The sequence below is a fragment of the uncultured Planktomarina sp. genome (genome assembly GCA_943788425.1).
GTDB lineage: Bacteria > Pseudomonadota > Alphaproteobacteria > Rhodobacterales > Rhodobacteraceae > Planktomarina.
On sequence record CALSQF010000012.1, the window covers coordinates 71150 to 91125 of the forward strand.

At 54.9% G+C, this 19976-nt stretch carries 17 protein-coding genes; 4 read left to right on the top strand and 13 right to left on the bottom strand.

Annotated features, from left to right (window positions below):
- Window positions 1-64: 64 nt before the first annotated feature.
- Window positions 65-550, bottom strand: coding sequence for a DUF1223 domain-containing protein (locus tag ABLW18_RS11070; RefSeq protein ID WP_347824882.1), 486 nt, complete (start codon window positions 548-550; stop codon window positions 65-67).
- Window positions 551-901: 351 nt separating this feature from the next.
- Here ABLW18_RS11070 and acnA point away from each other — a divergent pair, with 351 nt between their 5' ends.
- Complete coding sequence (acnA, locus tag ABLW18_RS11075; RefSeq protein WP_347824865.1) at window positions 902-3589, top strand: aconitate hydratase AcnA; 2688 nt, start codon at window positions 902-904, stop codon at window positions 3587-3589.
- Window positions 3590-3677: 88 nt separating this feature from the next.
- On the opposite strand, the gene ABLW18_RS11080 is transcribed toward acnA, so the two are convergent.
- The 9 genes from ABLW18_RS11080 to yajC are packed head-to-tail and all read right to left on the bottom strand — an operon-like array spanning window position 3678 to window position 9710.
- Window positions 3678-4214 carry a DsbE family thiol:disulfide interchange protein gene (locus ABLW18_RS11080; RefSeq protein ID WP_347824866.1) on the bottom strand — a complete coding sequence of 179 codons (537 nt, stop codon included), beginning with the start codon at window positions 4212-4214 and terminating at the stop codon, window positions 3678-3680.
- Window positions 4207-4359, bottom strand: coding sequence for a heme exporter protein CcmD (gene ccmD, locus ABLW18_RS11085; protein ID WP_347824867.1), 153 nt, complete (start codon window positions 4357-4359; stop codon window positions 4207-4209). Before ccmD ends, ABLW18_RS11080 begins: the two co-directional genes overlap by 8 nt.
- Window positions 4356-5126, bottom strand: coding sequence for a heme ABC transporter permease CcmC (gene ccmC, locus ABLW18_RS11090; RefSeq protein WP_347824868.1), 771 nt, complete (start codon window positions 5124-5126; stop codon window positions 4356-4358). The genes ccmD and ccmC overlap by 4 nt, the downstream gene beginning before the upstream one ends.
- 30 nt (window positions 5127-5156) lie before the next feature.
- Window positions 5157-5813, bottom strand: a complete 657-nt coding sequence (gene ccmB, locus ABLW18_RS11095; protein ID WP_347824869.1) for a heme exporter protein CcmB — start codon at window positions 5811-5813, stop codon at window positions 5157-5159.
- Window positions 5810-6424 (bottom strand): heme ABC exporter ATP-binding protein CcmA, encoded by a 615-nt coding sequence (ccmA, locus tag ABLW18_RS11100; protein WP_347824870.1) that lies wholly within the window; start codon window positions 6422-6424, stop codon window positions 5810-5812. The genes ccmB and ccmA overlap by 4 nt, the downstream gene beginning before the upstream one ends.
- Window positions 6425-6427: 3 nt before the next feature.
- On the bottom strand, window positions 6428-6781 hold the full coding sequence (locus ABLW18_RS11105; protein WP_347824871.1) for an Mth938-like domain-containing protein: 354 nt from the start codon (window positions 6779-6781) through the stop codon (window positions 6428-6430).
- The gene (gene secF / locus ABLW18_RS11110) at window positions 6781-7749 is read right to left on the bottom strand and encodes a protein translocase subunit SecF (RefSeq protein ID WP_347824872.1); all 969 of its coding nucleotides are present in this window, start codon (window positions 7747-7749) and stop codon (window positions 6781-6783) included. The genes ABLW18_RS11105 and secF overlap by 1 nt, the downstream gene beginning before the upstream one ends.
- A 3-nt stretch (window positions 7750-7752) precedes the next feature.
- Entirely contained in the window at window positions 7753-9384 is a 1632-nt protein-coding gene (gene secD, locus ABLW18_RS11115) for a protein translocase subunit SecD (RefSeq protein ID WP_347824873.1), read from the bottom strand.
- 44 nt (window positions 9385-9428) lie between these two features.
- Window positions 9429-9710, bottom strand: a complete 282-nt coding sequence (gene yajC / locus ABLW18_RS11120; RefSeq protein ID WP_271858085.1) for a preprotein translocase subunit YajC — start codon at window positions 9708-9710, stop codon at window positions 9429-9431.
- Between the two features lie 247 nt (window positions 9711-9957).
- Here yajC and serS point away from each other — a divergent pair, with 247 nt between their 5' ends.
- Window positions 9958-11250 carry a serine--tRNA ligase gene (serS, locus tag ABLW18_RS11125; protein WP_347824874.1) on the top strand — a complete coding sequence of 431 codons (1293 nt, stop codon included), beginning with the start codon at window positions 9958-9960 and terminating at the stop codon, window positions 11248-11250.
- Between the two features lie 67 nt (window positions 11251-11317).
- Here the strand turns inward: serS and der are convergent, their stop codons facing one another.
- The 3 genes from der to ABLW18_RS11140 all read right to left on the bottom strand — a co-directional run bounded on the left by der (window position 11318) and on the right by ABLW18_RS11140 (window position 14847).
- Window positions 11318-12775: a ribosome biogenesis GTPase Der gene (gene der, locus ABLW18_RS11130; protein ID WP_347824875.1), complete on the bottom strand. Its 1458-nt coding sequence runs from the start codon at window positions 12773-12775 to the stop codon at window positions 11318-11320.
- A 49-nt stretch (window positions 12776-12824) separates the two neighbouring features.
- Window positions 12825-14138 carry a PQQ-binding-like beta-propeller repeat protein gene (locus ABLW18_RS11135; RefSeq protein ID WP_347824876.1) on the bottom strand — a complete coding sequence of 438 codons (1314 nt, stop codon included), beginning with the start codon at window positions 14136-14138 and terminating at the stop codon, window positions 12825-12827.
- Window positions 14139-14208: 70 nt separating this feature from the next.
- A complete protein-coding gene (locus ABLW18_RS11140) occupies window positions 14209-14847 on the bottom strand; it encodes a hypothetical protein (protein ID WP_347824877.1) in 639 nt (212 codons plus the stop codon).
- 227 nt (window positions 14848-15074) lie between these two features.
- Between ABLW18_RS11140 and ABLW18_RS11145 the strand changes: the two genes are divergently transcribed.
- Complete coding sequence (locus tag ABLW18_RS11145) at window positions 15075-16322, top strand: efflux RND transporter periplasmic adaptor subunit (protein ID WP_347824878.1); 1248 nt, start codon at window positions 15075-15077, stop codon at window positions 16320-16322.
- Window positions 16319-19921, top strand: coding sequence for an efflux RND transporter permease subunit (locus ABLW18_RS11150; protein WP_347824879.1), 3603 nt, complete (start codon window positions 16319-16321; stop codon window positions 19919-19921). Before ABLW18_RS11145 ends, ABLW18_RS11150 begins: the two co-directional genes overlap by 4 nt.
- Window positions 19922-19976: the final 55 nt, after the last annotated feature.

Here is a 19976-nt window from a genome sequence, read left to right on the forward strand (position 1 = left end):
GCTCCTGCCACATGCGCCGTTAATTTACCCAATAGGCAATGAAAATCTCACCATTGTCCTGATATTACAACAAAACAATATAACGCCCCCCCAGCACCCCAGTTTCAAACGTGGTGGGCCGTAGGCCGTCCCAGAGGCCTAAGTTGTGCCATTCGGTCACAATATTGGCATAATTTACCCGACGCCCCGCATTCTGCCCACTATGAATATCGACAGTCTCCAAAGGTGAAACACCCACAAGATAGACATCATAGGGACTGGAATAATAAACGTTTTGTAAAGTAATTTCATAAGAGGCCCCCATCCGCCGAATGGAAAGCTCTGCCCCCGGTACCAGTTGCGCATATTTCTGGATCAAAGACGCAACCTCCGCGCTTTGGCCGCCAAAAGAGCTTTCGACCCCATTGACGATAAATTGTGGCGTAAAAATCATCCGCTCGTCCAACGCCTGCGCATAAGCTTTTTGACGCTCGGTAAAATCGGGATGAGCAAAGCTATCTGCCCAGCCGATATAGTCCCAATAATCCACATGCCATCCCAGTGCGATGATATCCCTTTGCTAGACGAGCTCCGAACAAATATTCATCCGTCGGTGGGTAGGAAGAGCAGCCCTGGGAGGAGAACAGCTCAACCACCACCAGCGTATTCTGCCCATAGCCGAAATTGGGGACAATCAGCATGAAGAGGCAAAGGATCTGTAAAGCAATACGGCGCAAAAGGGTCGGTTCCTAAGTTATTTTTCATCAGCATAAAGCATCAAATTGTAACTGACCAATCCATCAATCGTTCACAGATGTTAGAAAAATCCGCCCTTGGTATACAAATGTATGCGATACCTCTTGATCCGCAAGTGCCAGAGCTGATAAGAGGCCTCAACATCCTTTCAATCCTGGAGATTTTCATGACCGTAGTTGTTGGGCAGGACACTGCTAAAACGCGCCGCACTCTAAATGTGGGCAGCAAGAGCATCGCATATTATTCTATTCCCGCCGCTCAGGCCGCTGGTTTGGGCGATTTCTCGTGCCTTCCCGCCGCCCTGAAAGTGGTGTTGGAAAATATGCTGCGGTTCGAAGACGGAAAGACTGTATCTGTTGACGATATCAAAGCCTTTGCCGAATGGGGCGTAAAAGGCGGAAAAAACCCGCGAGAAATTGCCTATCGCCCGGCCCGCGTTTTGATGCAGGATTTTACCGGCGTGCCGGCAGTGGTTGATCTGGCCGCCATGCGTGATGGGATTGTGGCGCTTGGCGGGGATCCGGAAAAGATCAACCCGCTGAACCCAGTGGATCTGGTGATTGATCATTCGGTCATGATTGATGAGTTTGGCACCCCGCACGCTTTTCAAATGAATGTTGATCGGGAATATGAGCGCAATATGGAGCGCTATACCTTCCTTAAATGGGGTCAATCGGCCTTTAACAACTTCCGCGTTGTTCCACCCGGCACTGGCATCTGCCACCAGGTGAATCTCGAATACCTATCCCAAACAGTTTGGACCGACCAAGACCAATACGGTCAAGAGGTTGCCTATCCTGATACTTTGGTCGGCACCGACAGCCACACCACTATGGTCAATGGCGCTGCTGTTCTCGGTTGGGGTGTTGGCGGCATTGAAGCCGAAGCGGCCATGCTGGGCCAGCCGATCTCAATGCTAATCCCAGAAGTTGTCGGCTTTGAGCTGGCTGGGGCGATGATGGAAGGAACTACCGGCACCGATTTGGTCCTAAAAGTGGTGGAAATGCTGCGCGCACGCGGTGTTGTTGGTAAATTCGTGGAATTTTATGGAGCGGGCCTCAACAATTTGCCCCTCGCAGATCGCGCAACCATCGCCAATATGGCCCCGGAATACGGTGCCACCTGCGGCTTTTTCCCAATTGACGACGAAACCATCCGCTATCTGCATGCCACAGGCCGCGATGAAGATCGTGTGGCCTTGGTGGAGACCTATGCGAAAGAAAATGGCTTCTGGCGCGATGAGAATTATGCGCCGATCTATACCGACACATTGCACCTTGATATGGGCACGATCGTGCCTGCGATATCTGGCCCCAAACGTCCTCAGGACTTTGTCGCACTTACCGAGGGTCAAAATGCCTTCCGCCGCGAAATGGAAGAGACTTTCAAACGCCCCATGGGCAAGGAAATTCCAGTCTCCGGCAAAGATTACACCATGGAATCGGGCAAAGTTGTGATCGCGTCGATCACCTCCTGCACCAATACCTCAAATCCCTATGTGATGATTGGCGCGGGTTTGGTTGCGCGCAAGGCGGCAGCCTTGGGGATGGACAGTAAACCTTGGGTGAAAACTTCCCTCGCCCCGGGCTCGCAAGTAGTATCGGCCTATCTCGAAGCGGCAGATCTCCAAAAAGATCTGGATGCCGTTGGCTTTAACCTTGTTGGCTATGGCTGCACCACCTGCATCGGCAATTCCGGCCCGTTAAAAGCCGAAATTTCCTCGGCCATTGCAGAGGGCGATCTCGTTGCCACTGCCGTGCTATCGGGCAACAGAAACTTTGAAGGGCGCATTTCACCTGACGTGCGCGCCAACTATCTGGCCTCGCCGCCCCTGGTGGTCGCCTATGCTCTGGCTGGTACATTGGATATTAACTTGGCCACAGATGTGATCGGCCAAGATCGCGATGGAAATGACGTCTACCTCAAAGATATCTGGCCCACCACGCAAGAGGTTGCCGAAATGGTGGAAGCGACCGTAAAGCGCGAGGCCTTTGTGTCGAAATATGCCGATGTGTTCAAAGGTGATGAGAAATGGCAAGCTGTGGATGTGACCAATCAAAAAACCTATGATTGGCCCACCTCTTCGACCTATGTGCAAAACCCGCCCTATTTCCAAGGTATCACTATGGAGACCCACAAGATCACCAATCTTGAAGGTGCCAAGGTCATGGCAATTTTGGGTGATATGATAACCACAGATCACATTTCACCAGCAGGCTCGTTCAAAGACACAACTCCAGCCGGAAAATATCTTACCGAGCGCCAAGTCAGCCCGCGCGAGTTCAACTCCTATGGCTCGCGCCGCGGCAATCACGAGGTCATGATGCGCGGCACCTTTGCCAATATCCGCATCAAGAATGAGATGCTCGACGGGGTAGAAGGCGGCTATACGTTGGGTCCAGACGGCAGCCAAATGGCAATCTTTGATGCGGCCATGGCGTACCAAACGCAAGGCACCCCATTGGTGATCTTTGGCGGCGAACAATATGGCGCCGGCTCCAGCCGCGATTGGGCTGCGAAAGGCACCGCGCTTTTGGGGGTTAAAGCTGTGATCGCCGAGAGCTTTGAGCGTATTCACCGCTCAAACCTGGTCGGCATGGGCGTTATTCCGTTTGAGTTCACAGGCGGCGACAGCCGTAAAAGTCTTGGACTCAAAGGCGATGAAACCGTTTCAATCCGCGGCCTAGAAGGGGTCAAGCCTCTGCAAGAAGTGCCCGCAGAAATCACCATGGGCGACGGATCTGTGAAATCCATCACGTTGAAGTGCCGGATTGATACGGAAGTTGAGATTGACTACATCGAAAACGGCGGCGTGCTGCACTATGTGCTGCGCAACCTTGCTAAGGCCGCATAAGCGTCGATGTATACGAACAAAGGCCTCGGGAAACCGGGGCCTTTTTTATGCGCTCCACACTATAATGCTTTAAACAGATTGGTGTTTCCTAGAACTCCAACCCAGCCTCTGCCAAAGCAGGCAGCACCCGCGTTTGCAGGTTGCGCTCCGTCAGAGGGCCGGTCACACGCATGATCACAGTGCCATCGGGGCCCAAAACAAAGGTTTCCGGCAGCCCATAAACTCCCCAATCCAACGCCATTTTCGCCTGAGGATCAGCGCCGGCCTGAGCGTATGGATTGCCCAATTCGGCCAAAAATGCCCGCGCCTTGGCCGGATCATCTTTATAATTCACGCCATAAACCGCAATGCCGCGATCGGCGAACTCCATTAAGGTCGGATGTTCTGCCCGGCAGGGTGCGCACCAGCTGGCCCAAAAATTGACGAGTTTGACCCCGCCAGTCGTCAAATCCACCTGTGCAAAGGGCACATGCCCTTCCAGCGCGTCCAACTGGACGCTGGGGGCCTTCTGACCTGCAATGGCGCTTGGCAAGCCCTCTGGATCCTCCCGCTGCATCCCCACAAAGGCCAGACCGACAAAAACTGCAAAGATCGCAACCGGCAATGCCAAAAGCAGCTTACGCATCGTGAACAGCCTCCATCGCCGCCAAGTCGCGTTTTACGGCACGGCTGCGCTTCGCATAAAGCCCAATGATCACCGCAAGAGCCAAGAGGCTCAGCACATAGGAACTGTTAACTTCTAACGCATATTTTCCCAAATCTGGCATCATTCCATCCGCTCCCGTGCCTGCAATACCTTCAACCGTCGCGACCGTACCTCTGTGCGCGTGCCGATCAATAACAATGTCAAAAACAACAGTCCAAACCCCGCCATTGATAGGAGCAGCGGTTGGAAAAAGACGTTGGAAATATTGTCCTGCTGCGCCCCATCGGCCATGGTCACGGTAGTGCCCTGGTGTAGGCCTTGGTTCCAAAATAACACCGCATAGCGACTCAACATCGCAAAAACCGCTCCAACAATTGCCAAGACGGAGGTCAAATCCGCCGCCGTGTCCTCATCCTCAATGGCCGCCCAGAGGGCGATATAGCCCACGTAGAACAAAAACAGGATCAGAAAGCTGGTCAACCGTGGATCCCAAACCCAATAGGTGCCCCACATCGGTTGCCCCCAAATGGCGCCCGTGGCCAAGGCGATCAGCGTCATCACCATGCCCACAGGAGCCGCCGCTTTGGCCGCAAGCACAGAGACATGTTGGCGTCGTATCAACCAGACCAACGCCCCGACAAACATCAGCAAATACCCGTTGATCGCCATCAGTGCGGCCGGTACATGCAGGTAGATAATCTTCACAGTAGAGCCCTGCCGAATATCATCGGGTGTAAAAAAATAACCCCAAATCAATCCAGAACATAAAGATAAGCCTGCCGCAGCCGCAGCCCATGGCAGGGCCCGACCAGACCAGCCCATAAAGACCTTGGGATTGGCCAAACGCCAAAATCTGTCCCAAAATTTCGGTGCAATTGATCTGTTATTCATCGATTAAACCCCTTCACGCGCATAGGCCCGTCATCTTAGATTGATCCGCAAAGCGGCACCGGATGCAAAGGGCAATATCGCCGCAGCCCCAAGAGAAATGGCCGATAAAAGCACCAAAGCCCCATCATAGGCCAACCCCTGCCCCGCCAAACGTACCGCCTGCGCGCCAAAAATCAAACTGGGGACATAAAGCGGCAGTACTAACAGCGAGAGCAACAGACCTCCGCGTTTGACGCCGAGGGTAAGACTCGCGCCAAAGGCTCCAATCAGGCTCAAAGCTGGAGTGCCCAGTAAAAGCGACAGACCTAAAATTTTACCGATTTCAAAATCGAGGTTTAACAGGACGCCCAAGACCGGTGCGGCCAAAGCCAAGGGCAGACCCGTGGTTAACCAATGGGCCGCAGCTTTGGCGATATAGACTGCCTCCTGGGGCAAGGGCGACGTCGCGAGGAGATCCAGCGTTCCATCCTCGAAATCGAGGCCAAAAATGCGATCCAATGACAGCAGACAGGCCAACAACGCCCCGAGCCATAAAACGCCTGGCGCAACAACCGCAAGAGCGCTCTGGTCTGGTCCAAGCGCGAAGGGAATCAAGGTCACGACGATCAAAAAGAAGATCAACGCCAGACCAAACCCGCCGCCAGACCGTACCGATAAGCCCACATCGCGCAAAAACAAGTGGATCATTCCAAAGCCTCCTCAAAGGCCGTGCTCCCCATCAGACCGCGCGCCTTGAAACGGGTCAGATCCAGCAGCCTAGCTGAGGCGATCGCTAGGTCAATATGGCTGGTGATCACAGCAGCACCACCGCTCTGTACATGCCGATCAAGCGCCGCGCGAAACAAGGCCACATTATCCGCGTCCAGCGACACAGTTGGTTCGTCCATGACCCAAAGCGCACAACCGCTGACCTGCATACGCGCCAAACCGAGGCGGCGCTTTTGCCCCGCTGAAAGATTGGCCGCTGGCCTGTCGGCCAATGCATGCAGATCATAGGCATCAAGCGCCACTTCGGCGCTCGGCCCGTGATAGATAGACGACCAGAACGCAAGATTTTCCAGCACGGTCATTTGACCCTTAAGACCATCAGCATGGCCCGAATAGGCCACTGTCTCCGGTGCAGTGATTTGCCCCTCAACCGGGTTTTGTAGGCCCGCAATGCACCGCAACAGACTGGTCTTACCAAGGCCATTGGCGCCACGCAGCACCAAAATTTGGCCAGCATTGAGCGCAAAATCGACCCCGCTGAGCAATGTCATCCCTCCGCGCGCCACGCTTAGGTTTGAGACATGCAGCATCGCTTAGACCGGGATCAGGGCCAAGCCAATCCGGCGACCCTCTGACAATAGAATATTGTAGGTGCGACAAGCAGTGGGCGAGTTCATGATCTCGACCCCGATCCCGGCTCCCTCGAGCGACGCTCGAAAATTGGGTGGAATATGCGCAATCTGCGCACCGGTTCCCACGAAAACCACATCCAAATCCTTCGCCGCATCTACAAAGGGGCTTGGATCCTCAAACCCAGCCCAGGGGCCACAAGAATTTGGCAGAATGGCCAAATTTCCTTCGAAGACCTCACCGGCCACCCGAAAGAAGTTCGGACCATAGCCGTCCACAGGGCGGCCCGTCGCAAAGGTGATCTCAGAGAGTTGCATTATGCATCAATATTGGCAAATTGATTGCCATCCGTGTTGCTGGGCTTAGACCAATCGCGCTTCACTCCCAGGCGCAGCAGCGTAGAGCTTGCCACAAAGACCGACGAATAGGTTCCAACCACCACGCCCCAAATCATCGCAAAGACAAACCCGCGAATCACATCCCCACCCAGCACAAACAACGATATCAGCGCCAAAAGTGTGGTCACAGAGGTCATAACAGTCCGGCTGAGGGTCTCATTGATCGACAGGTTGAGCACTTCGCTCAGGTCTTTTTTCTTATAGCGACGCAGGTTTTCCCGCACCCGGTCAAAAACCACAACCGTATCATTCAACGAATAGCCAACGATGGTCAGCAAGGCCGCGATAATCGCCAGGTCAAATTTGATTTGCAGGGCTGAAAATATTCCAATGGTCAAAATCACATCATGCACCAAAGCCCCCACGGCGCCGAGCGCAAATTGCCATTCAAAGCGGAGCCAAATGTAAATCAGCACAACCGCAATAGCGATAACCACGGCCAATACTGCAGATTTAATCAGCTCGCCAGAGACCTTCGGCCCCACCGACTCCACGGAAGGAAAGCGAATATCGGGTGCAATGCTGCGCAAGATGGTTTCCAGTTGCACCACGACATCCGAGGCCACGGCCTCCTGCCCGTCTTGCGCTTGGATGCGGATTTGCACCACATGCTGATCCTCACGGAAGCTGGGGTCAAAGACCTCTGCAATCGACACATCCCCAAGGGCGAGCGGCTCAATTGTTTGGCGGTATGCGGCCACATCAATCGGCGTGCTGCTCTCGGCGCGGATGGTTGTGCCACCTTTGAAATCAATGCCAAAATTCAACCCCTGGGTCACGGTTGAGGCAATGGACAGCACCACGAGCAATGCCGACAGACCGAGCCAAAGTTTCCACTTATCGAAGAAATCATAGGCTGTTTGCCGTTTCACCAATCTTAACCGCATCACCTAAACCTCCAGCGTTTTTGGCTTGCGCCGTTCAAACCAGATCACAACCATAGTTCTCGTCACAAAGATCGCTGTGAACACAGAGGTGATGATCCCCAGACCCAGCGTGACTGCAAAGCCTTTGACCGGGCCGGCCCCCATAATGAATAGGATGGCCGCCGTCAGAAATGTCGTGATATTGGCATCAACAATGGCTGAAAGCGCTTTTTCATAGCCAAGTTCAATGGCCCGCGCTGGTCCTTTGGCGGTTTTCAATTCCTCGCGAATGCGTTCAAATACAAGCACATTGGCATCCACCGCCATACCGATGGTCAGGACAATTCCCGCAATCCCCGGCAGTGTCAGCGTGGCGCCGATCATGGACAAAAGGCCAAACATCAGCCCAACATTGATCAACAACGCTATATTGGCGAAGAGTCCGAAGGTGCCATAGGAAAGGAACATAAAGATCAAAACAGCGGCAAACCCAACGAGACAGGCGATTTTTCCGGCATCAATACTGTCTTGGCCCAATTCCGGCCCCACCGTGCGCTCTTCAAGAAACTCCAAGCTCGCAGGCAATGAGCCGGCGCGCAGCAAGGTGGCCAGGCGCGTGCTTTCCGCGACATCAAAACTCCCAGTGATGATGCCCGAACCGCCGGTTATGGCCGATTCAATAACCGGGGCAGAAATCACCTCATTATCCAAGACAATCGCAAAGGGATCTCCAATATGATCGCTGGTGTATTGCCCAAATTTCCGTGCGCCCGATGTGTTAAAACGAAAGTTTACCGCCGGGCGGCCGTTTTGATCAAAAGAGGGCTGTGCGTCGGTCAGCTCTTCGCCTGTAACCACGGGACTGCGGCTCAAGATATAATAAAGCTCTTCGTTATTCGCTGAAGGCACCAGCTCATTGCCCACACCGGCTGCCCCATTTGGGTTGCTCGTCTGGCCAACGACAGTTTGAAACGTCAAAAGCGCAGGGACACCGATCAGATCCTTGAGCTCTTGCGCCGAACCAAGTCCAGGCACCTGGATCAGGATCCGATCATTGCCTTGGCGTTGGATGGTCGGCTCGCGCGTGCCCGCTTCATCCACCCGGCGGCGAATAATCTCCAGCGATTGCGCCATGGTCCGCTCATCAGTGGCCAATTTTTCGGCCTCTGACAGGGTGACGATCAAATTATCTCCAAGAGCCGTCACGACAATGTCATCTGTCATCCCACCGGTGAGGGAGGTCACAGGGCGCGCCAAAGTTTGCACCACTTCTATGGCGCGATCCATTTGTTCAGGATTGCCAATACGCACCACCAGCTCGCCCGCACCGCCCTCTTGCTGGCGGATCGCACCGATCGTCGCGCGCTCGTTGCGCAGGGCATTGCGCACTTCTGGCCAGAAGCCCTCAAGCCGAGTGGTGTAGACTTCCGCGAGTTTCACCTCGCCGAGCAAATGCGCGCCACCCCGCAAATCAAGTCCGAGGTTGACCAACCCAGACGGAAGGAAAGACGGCCAGCCTGTGGCCTCCTGCCCCGCCTCTTGGGCATCATTGTAAGATTCAACTTGGCCGTAGAAGCCATTGGGCAGGGCAAAAAGGAGACCAAGCGCGCAGGTCGCGCAAATCACGACCCGCTTCCAACCTTCGATATGCAACATCTCTTAGCTCCCGGCCTCAGGCCTGTCTTAACGCGCTGAAGGGTTTAGCTGGCAGGCTTGGACTTGCTGCGCACATCGGCGATGGTGGCTTGTACCACATTCACGCGTATGTCTTTGGCAAGCTCAACTTCAATTTCATTGCTGTCCGCTTTGACTTTCGTCACTTTACCGATCAAGCCGCCGGCCGTCACGACCTCATCGCCTTTGGCCAGGCTGTTCACCATGTTTTGATGTTCTTTCATCTTCTTTTGCTGCGGGCGGAATACCAACAAATAGAAAATACCGATGATGAGCATCGGAAACATGAATGTGCTTAAAGTGTCCATAATGACCCCATATATTTCGTCACACGGCACCGCGCCGCAAGTTCTGGCAGAACCTATGGTTTAGGGGGCCACTTTGCAAGGTACTGTAGGCGTCCTGCTGGTAAGTTTGCCGTTTTTTTGCAAGCGCTGCTTCAACCAGTGTTGCGGCGCCATTTCACCCCACGACCAAATGGTAAAATTGTCCCGTGACCCTCCGCTCAGGTTTCGGCATAAACAGGCGAGTGATTCTTGATTTAGGAGATAAGAGATGCATGACATCCGTGCGATCCGCGAAAACCCCGCTGCCTTTGATGCCGCCCTCGCGCGCCGTGGCAAAGCGTCGGTCTCGTCTCAGATCCTAGCTCTGGATTCAGAACGCCGGGCTTGCATCCAAGAAGCAGAGGCCGCTCAAGCTGAAATTAACAGCGCTAGCAAACAGGTTGGCGCCGCCAAGGCCAAAGGTGATGAGGCCGAATTCGAGCGGCTGCGCGGCTTGGTCAGTGAAAAAAAGGCGCAAGTGATCCATCTAACCGAGCAGGCCAAGGCTAAGGACGAGGCCCTGACAGATATGCTGATGGGCATTGACAACCTGCCCTTTGAGGACACGCCCGATGGGGCCGATGAAGCCGATAATGTCGAAATTAACAGCTGGGGCACGCCGGCGAGCTTTGAGTTTGCACCGAAAGAACACTTTGAGCTGTCCGCCACTCAAGCCGGTTTAGACTTTGAAACCGCAGGAAAAATATCCGGTAGCCGCTTTGTAATTCTCTTAGGTGCCATCGCACGCATGCACCGGGCATTGACGCAGTTTATGCTCGACACCCATGTCAATGAAAATGGTTTGACCGAAACCAATACACCCGTCCTGGTGCGCGATGATGCCATGCGTGGCACCGGGCAATTGCCGAAATTTGCCGAAGACAGTTATCAAACCACCAATGGCTGGTGGCTGATCCCAACCTCTGAAGTGACCTTAACCAATATCGTCGCCGGCCTAACCCTAGACGAAACCCAGCTGCCACGCCGCTATACGGCCCATTCTCTGTGTTTTCGGTCAGAAGCCGGCAGCGCGGGGCGCGACACCGCGGGGATGCTGCGCCAGCATCAATTTGAAAAGGTGGAGATGGTCTCTGTCACCCATCCTGATCACTCCCGCGCGGAGCTTGACCGTATGACCAAATGCGCCGAAGGGATATTGGAGCGCTTGGAATTACCCTATCGCACCGTTGCGCTTTGCGTTGGAGATATGGGTTTTGGTGCCCGGCGCACCCATGACATCGAAGTTTGGTTGCCCGGACAGAATGCTTATCGCGAAATCAGCTCTTGCTCGGTTTGCGGAGATTTCCAGGCCCGCCGCATGAATGCGCGTTTTCGCCCCGCAGGCGGCGGAAAGCCAGAGTTCGTTCATACATTGAACGGCTCGGGCCTTGCGGTGGGGCGGTGCTTAATTGCTGTGCTGGAAAATGGTCAGCAGGCCGATGGCTCTGTGGCTATCCCGAAAGTATTACGCCCCCACATGGGCAATGCCACCAAGATCGCCGCAGACGGAACCCTAGCTTAGAGCATGTCAGCGCAGTTGCTCTAAGCCGCAACATTCAAGGCATAGCCGCTAAGATCTGGCAAAAACCCTATTTAAAGGGTTTTTTGTCCAAATGCTTTCGCAACCGCGATGGCGTGGATTTCTTTTTGTTCTTATAGGGGTTCTGATCGCCCTGCCCGCGCATCCACACCCGGATCGGCGTGCCCGGCATGTCGAAATCTTCACGCAGCCCGTTCACGAGATAGCGCGAATAGCTTTCTGCGATTTTATCCGGATAGGAACACATCACGACAAAGCCCGGTGGCCGCGTTTTTGCTTGGGTCATATAGCGCAGCTTTATCCGACGCCCGCCGGGCGCCGGGGGCGGATGCGCCTCAACCATGCCAGCCAGCCAGCGGTTGAGATGGCTTGTGGGGATACGGCGATTCCACACCTCATGCGCCCGCATCACCGCCTGTTGCAACCTATCAAGCCCTTTGCCAGTCTTGGCGGATACCGTCACCAAAGGCGCGCCCCGCAACTGGGGCAAAAGCCGCTCGAAAGATTCGCGCAGCACGCGGAGTTTCGCCTGTTTTTCCGGCTCAAGATCCCATTTATTTACCGCCAATACTACCGCGCGGCCCTCGCGTTCTGCCAGATCCGAAATCCGAAGATCTTGCTGCTCAAAAGGAATATCGGCATCGAGCAAAACCACGACAACCTCGGCAAATTTTACCGCGCGCAGCCCATCGCTGACCGATAGTTTTTCCAGTTTGGCCTGCACCTTGGCTTTTTTGCGCATTCCGGCGGTGTCAAAAATCCGCGTCGGAACGCCGCCCCAATCCAGGGTCAACGAAATCGCATCCCGCGTGATGCCGGCCTCGGGTCCGGTCAATAGGCGATCATCACCCAAGATTTTATTGATGAGCGTAGATTTCCCCGCATTTGGCCGTCCGATGACCGCAACTTGCAGCGGTTTTTGCACGGTTGGCAGGCGATATTCCTCCTGCTCATCGCCCTCTGGCAAATCAATATCCACCTCCGGAGCCTCTTCCTTGGCTTTCTCCTCAGCGGCATCAATCAGCGGGGCCAGCATCGTCGCCAGTTCACTCATGCCCTCGCCATGTTCCGCAGATAAGCGCAAAGGCTCACCCAGTCCCAGCGAATAGGCTTCAATGACCCCACCATCAGCCGCGCGGCCCTCGCCCTTATTGGCGGCAAGAAATACATGCGCATTTTTCTTGCGCAAAATATCGGCAAACACCTCATCTGTGGCCGTGATACCTGCGCGGGCGTCAATCATAAACAGGCAAGCGTCAGCCATGCCGACCGCCCGCTCTGTCAAGCGGCGCATACGCCCTTGCAGGCTTTCATCTGTGGCCTCTTCCAATCCGGCCGTATCAATCACGGTAAATTTCAAATGCCCCAAACGCGCTTCGCCTTCACGCAGATCTCGCGTCACCCCCGGCTGATCGTCCACTAAAGCGAGCTTGCGCCCCACCAAACGGTTGAACAGCGTGGATTTTCCAACATTTGGACGGCCAACAATAGCCAGAGTAAAGGACATACGGGCCCACTTTCGGTTGATTAGAGGCGACCGTTACACCAAGTTTTGTTCAACGGAAAGCCAGTAGATCACCTTTGGTATTTAAAACGTAGAGCGCGCCATTCACAACTATCGGCGCACTGGCCGCACCACCAGGCAATTCGACCGTCGAGACTAACGTCCCATCAGCCGGGTTAAACTGCCGGATAAGCCCATCAGATGACGCTAAGATCAAACGCCCCCCCGCCAAGATTGGACCATAGTGGGCATGAATTTTTGCACGGGATTTCACGCGCTTTTTCGTGAATTCTGGCAAAGGTGTGGACCAGATCAATGTCCCGTCATCTTTGGAAAGGCGGATCAAGTTACTGGCATCACTGACTGCGAAAACTGCGCTACCGGCTACGAGAATATGACCTTGACTGCCCTGTTTTGCGGTCCAAATCCGCAGCCCCGAGTTGAGATCGACCGCCGCCATGCGGCCCACGGAACTGGCCAAATAGACAGATGCGCCCTCAATAACCGGTTGGCCTGTCAAATCTCTCACCTGCGTTGAGGCCAGGCCCAAGCGAGCCCCGGAAAGACCAGAGCTCCAGGACCTCAGCCCACCCCTGCGGAAGGAGGCCAATACATCGCCCGAGCCAAAAGGAAAGACTGCATATTTGTCCGAAACGGCCGGTCCCGGCCCACCGGTGTGACTGGCCGCAACCGTCGGACCGGCGAGTTGCCACTCTGTCCGGCCATTGGTGGTATCAATGGCCCAAGCCGCTCCATCTCGGGCCGCGATATAGAGTAAATCTTCATAGACGGTTGGAGAAGCGCCACCATAGCTTGCCAGATCTTGAGACCAAAGCTGAGCACCGGACGCGGTGTCCAAGGCGACAACCGTGCCAAACCCCGTCGTGACGAAGAGCTGCGTTCCACGCACAGCCAACCCACCACCGGAGGCATCTGTCAACTGATCAGATGAGCGCCCAAGTTTCGTCTGCCAAAGAATGCTACCGGTCTCATCAAGCGCTGTTACCATCGATTGGCTGTCAATCGTATACAGCTGCCCGGCCTGCGCCACAGGTGCGGCGGAAATTTGATGGCGTTTGGCATCTCCCGCACCAATCTGGCGCGACCAGCGCAATGTCAGCTCTGCGGGCAGCTCTGCATGCGTGGCAATATGTTGAGCGTTGCCACCTTGATGGGTCCAAGCTGGCACAGGTTGCGGTTGCGGCAATCTCAAATCAGGCAGGTTTTCCGCCAAAAAGCGCGCGTCGGTTTCCACAAAAACCGTGCCATCAAGCAGTTGACGCTCCCCTTGCAAACGCGGATCGCTGTTGGAGCACCCGACGCCCAAGCCCAAAAGTCCGATATAGAGCACGGCTTTTAATCCCATGCGTGTCTCCTGCTCCGATTTGCCGAATTCAGCTTTGTTATTATTTTAACAAAACATTAATAGAAAAAGTTTAATTTGCCAACTCCGGGATTGCCCCAAGAGCCACGATTAATTCCGCCATGCGCTGGATTTGCTCCGAACTTGCATCGGCATCTTTGATATGGGCTTGTAAAAGCGCCAGCGCAGCTTCTGTATCGCCGCGCTGCAACTCCAGCGCCGCCAAAAGTTCCGTCGCCACATTGCGATAAAGCCCACCAGGCTCGGACAACTCCACAAGGATCACCGCCGCCTCTTCGACAGAGACAGCACCGTCTGTGCTGGCCATTTTCAAGCGGGCGACATCTCGGATGTATTGGGGCTGCGTGTCGTCATTGGCGACCGATTTGAGCTGATCCGCTGCCTGCTCTGCATCAACGCCCGCCGCCAACAATTTGGCCACAAGCGCATCCTCGCCCTCACGGGCCATTGCATTCAAAGCCACCTTACGTTCGGCCAGATCTTCAAGCTCCAAAGCGTCCAGCAAAGCATCACCGCGCGCCTGGGCCACCTGTGCCACTTGCGCTTTGGACCATTCGTTATAGGCAGTGCCTCCCACAAGGGCGACGATCACAACCGCAGGAATCCAGCTGTAGCGACGAAAATAGCCAAACAAGCGATCCCGGCGCACCTCTTCTGTGACTTCGTCAATAAAACTATCGGTATTAGACATCTGCCAGCCTCTATCTATTTTCACGATGTATAGGCAAAACCATCCGTATCCCACAAGCCCTTTGAAGGTTAAGAATTGTTAAACATGTGAATAATACTCGGATATGCCGCCCATTTCGCTGATTTTCAGCGCATATTTCACACTGGCTCCCTTGTGCCTCAGCAAAATTGGCATAGATAAGCGGCACGAACGGAACCGCTAATAAATTCCCGGCACGAGAGGCACGCATGCGCATTTTTCCAATTTTGACAGCCATTTTGGTAGCCGCAGTCATATACTTGTTCGTTTTTCAAAGAGATTTTCTGCTGAGCTTTGGCACCGATGAACGCGAGACGCCCGAAATGGCGGCCCAGCCGGCTACCGAGGCGGAATCCACAGCGGCCCCCTCCCAAAACAGCGCACCGATTGTATCAGTGGCGATTTTGCCCTCCATCGCACAGAATGTCGACAGCGCCGTAACCGTCCGCGGCGAGACGCGCGCGACACGCCAGGTCGATTTGCGCGCAGAAACCAGCGGCCGCATCATCTCTCGACCTCTGCGCAAGGGGGCCACTGTGCGGGCCGATCAACCAATGTGTGAAATTGACCCCGGCACGCGAGGCGTGTCCTTAGCAGAAACGGAAGCACGTTTGGCCGAGTCACGCGCGCGGGTGCCCGAAGCGGAGGCCCGCGTCATCGAGGCCGAGGCCCGTTTGCAAGAGGCCTTAATCAATGATCGGGCAGCTGAGAAACTGTCACAGGGCGGCTTTGCCTCTGAGTCGCGTGTGGCCAGCGCCACAGCGGCGACGCAAACCGCCCACGCTGGCGTGGCTGCGGCGCAGTCGGGTTTGCAATCAACGCTCGCCGGCATCCAGTCAGCCGAAGCTGCGGTCGCTTTAGCGCAAAAAGAAATTTCACGTCTGGTCATACGCGCCTCTTTCGATGGCATTTTGGAATCGGACACGGCCGAGTTGGGCAGTCTTTTGCAGCCTGGCGGTCTTTGCGCCACGGTTTTACAGCTCGATCCGATTAAACTTGTGGGATTTGTACCAGAAATGGCAGTGCAACATGTGAAAATCGGCGCCAAGGCGGAAGCGCGATTGGTGGATGGACGCAAGATTTTTGGAGAGGTGAGCTTCATTTCGCGCTCAGCCGATAGGGTCACGCGCACATTCCAAATAGAGGTCACCGTCCCCAATGAAGATCTAAGCGTCAGCGCCGGGCAAACCGCGGATATTACAATTTCGGCCCAAGGCACGCTGGCGCATCTTTTGCCAGGCTCCGCTTTAACCCTGAATGACAATGGCACTTTGGGGCTTCGGATATTGGGCGATGCCAATACTGTGCGCTTCGTCCCAGTCACCTTGATCCGCGACACCGCGCAAGGGGTTTGGGTTGCCGGACTGCCGCGTGAGGCGAATGTAATTGTTGTTGGCCAAGAGTTTGTTACAGATGGGGTGATCGTCGATCCCACCATTGCGGAGGCAACACAATGACCGGTTTGGTCGATTGGGCCATAGCCCGCGCTCGCATGGTGCTGGCTTTCATTATGCTGTCGTTAGCGGTGGGCACCTTTGCCTATGCGGTTTTGCCCAAGGAAGGCGAACCAGATATTGAAATCCCCGCTCTTATCATTTCGATGCCATTTCAAGGCATTTCAGCGGAAGACAGCGAAAAACTCCTCATCAAGCCAATGGAAACAGAACTGTCGGATTTGGATGGGCTCAAAAAGTTAACCGCCACGGCTGTGGATGGCTATGCCAACGTCGTTTTGGAGTTTGAGTTTGGGTGGGATAAGACCAAAATCATCGCCGATGTGCGCGACCGCATGGGCAATGCGCAAACCAAATTCCCCAATGGCGGCGATACCTATTCGATCAGTGAGTTTAACTTCTCCGAATTTCCGATCATCATCATCTCCCTGTCGGGATCCGTACCTGAGCGCACACTGCTGAAGGTTGCGCAGGATCTTCAGGATCGGATTGAAGGGCTTGAACCAGTTTTGAGCGCCGGGTTGACCGGGCACCGCGACGAGATGTTGGAAGTTTTGATCGACCCATTAAAGTTGGAGTCCTATAATGTGACGGCGGGCGAACTGATTGGCGTGGTGGTCAACAACAACCAACTGATCCCCGCCGGCTCTGTTGACACAGAAAACTCCAACTTTTCGGTTAAGATCCCCTCTTCCTTTGACGCGCCTGTCGACGTTTACACTCTGCCGGTCAAGATCAATGGTGACCGGGTTGTGACCCTCGGCGATATCGCCGACATTCGCCTGACCTTCGCCGATCGCACCGGCACGGCCCGCTTTAATGGCGAAACCACCGTCGCCATTCAGGTCGTCAAGCGCAAAGGCTTCAACCTGATCGACACGGCTGATCTGGTTCGCGACGAAGTGGCAAAACAAACTGCGCTTTGGCCCGTCGAGCTGCAAAATGCCATCCAAGTCAGCACCTCCAACGATCAATCGCGGAATGTGGACAGTATGGTCAAACAGCTGGAAGGCTCAGTCCTCACTGCCATCGCCCTGGTGATGATTGTGGTTCTGGCTGCGCTGGGCCCGCGTCCCGCCTTTTTGGTGGGGTTTGCCATTCCCACCTCGTTTTTGCTTTGCTTTGCCTTTCTGGCGGTTATGGGAATTTCGATTTCAAACATCGTCATGTTCGGGCTGATTTTGGCTGTGGGGATGTTGGTCGATGGGGCCATTGTGGTTGTCGAATACGCCGATAAACGCATTTCTGAGGGCGCCGGGCCAATGCAGGCCTATGGCGATGCAGCCAAACGCATGTTCTGGCCGATTGTTTCCTCCACCGCCACGACCCTTTGTGCCTTCTTGCCAATGCTCTTTTGGCCGGGCGTGCCGGGGCAATTTATGGGCATGTTGCCGGTCACATTGATTTTTGTACTCTCCGCTTCGCTGGTCGTCGCGTTGATCTACCTGCCCGTTTTGGGCGGCGTTTCTGGCGCGTTGAGCCAAAAATTCGGCGCGGCCTCTGACAGCCTGCGCCGCCTGCCCCTCGTGGTCCGCGCCGTTTTGGTCCCCTTCGCTCTCTATGGGCTGTTTGTTGGCGCAATGCAGCTGCTCAACCCTGGTTATCTCTTCGGCGGGCAAGCCCCCGAAGGTCTTGGCGGGACCGCGCTTGGCATCGGATTGTTTTTATGTGGCGCCGTTGTCGCTTCGATCGTCATGGGCTCAGTTGAATTTCGCGCAAACAAAGCGCGGGTCAAGGGGGGGCATCAGCGCACGGCCTTTGGCTATTTCATCAAGTTCATCACCGGTAACCCGGTCATGCCCGTCGTCTCTTTGGCTGCGGTGGTTTTCTTCGTTATCACCACCTTCCAATATTTTGGCCAAAACAACAAAGGCGTCGAATTTTTTGTCGCGACAGAGCCAGAGCAAGCCATTGTCTATATACAGGCGCGTGGCAATCTATCGCTGCGAGAAAAAGATCACTTACTGAAACAGGCGGAAGACATCATTATCAACACCCCCGGCGTGCAAAGCACTTTCGCCTTTGCGGGAGAAGGCGGGTTGAACGCCAATACGGGCGGGGCGGGCGCACCACTCGACACCATAGGGCAAGCGCAGATCGAATTGATCCCCTGGGGGGATCGCCCATCGCAGAAATCAAATAGCAAAATTTTTGGCTTCATCCCCTGGACCTCTTCCCAGATAGAGGATGGATATGATGGAAATTTGGTGCTGAACAATTTGCAAGAGCAACTCGACGGCATAGCCGGCGTGCGCAGTCAAATCCTCAACCTTGCCATGGGGCCGGCATCGGCCAAACCCGTGCATCTGCGGCTCAAAGGTGACGATTGGGACAGCCTATTACAGGCCACAGCCCTGGCGCGGACAAAATTCGAGCAGACCGAAGGATTGATCGCCGTTGAAGACACCCTGCCCCTGCCCGGTATCGACTGGCAAATTGATGTGGATGTGCAGGAAGCCGGGCGCTATGGGGCCGATGTGGCGACGGTCGGCGCCATGGTGCAATTGGTCACACGGGGCATTTTGCTCGACACCATGCGTGTGGATAGCTCAGATGAAGAAATCGATATCCGCGTGCGTTTGCCTGAAACTGACCGCGTTTTGTCTACGCTTGATACGCTGAAAGTACGCACGCCAAATGGGCTGATCCCTCTGTCCAATTTCATCTCCCGCAAGCCTGTTGCCAAATTGGGGCAGATCACGCGCGTCGATCAACAACGCTATTTCGACGTTAAGGCCGGGGTGCGCAGCGATGCTGTAAAAACCGTCACAAATGATGCGGGCGTGCCCCGCGAGGTAAAAATGACCCCCGCAGAACGGATTGAGGAAATCACCTCTTGGCTTCAAAGCAGCCCACTGCCCGCGGGTATTGAATGGGAATGGACCGGAGATCAGGAAGACGAAGCTGAAAGTGGCGCCTTTTTGCAAAACGCCTTTTTGGGCGCCTTGGGCCTGATGTTCATCATCCTGCTGGCACAATTCAATTCCATCTATAACTCGGTTTTGGTTCTCCTGGCGGTGGTCTTATCTACAACGGGCGTGCTGATTGGGATGTTGGTTATGGATCAAGCCTTTTCAATCATCATGACCGGCACAGGGATTGTGGCTTTGGCGGGGATTGTGGTCAACAACAACATTGTTTTGATTGACACTTATCAAGAATATAGCTCCTACATGCCGCGGCTAGAGGCCATCATCCGCACGGCAGAGGCGCGTATTCGTCCGGTTTTGCTCACCACCATCACGACGATGGCCGGGCTCACACCTATGATGTTCGGCCTCAGCCTAGATTTCATCGGCGGGGGTTATACCGTCGATGCACCGACGGCTCTGTGGTGGAAACAGCTGGCCACGGCCGTTGTCTTTGGTCTCGGAATTGCCACCTTGCTGACGTTGGTCTTCACCCCTGCTATGCTGGCGCTGCGGATCTGGATGGTCTCGGGGGCTTATGGCGCGGCGATGGCCCTACGGGCCGGCGGATGGACCGCAGAGGGGCGTCGTATCCGGGAAGATTTCCGCCTCAGGCGCTCGGCCAAAAAGCTCCGCGGGCGTGAAATTTCTTGGGAAGATGCAGATTTGATCGACAGCGGCGCGCCCAAATAAAGCGCGCCGGTGGCTTGCGGCCAAATCAGAGCCTGTTCGAGCCATAGTCGCGGCC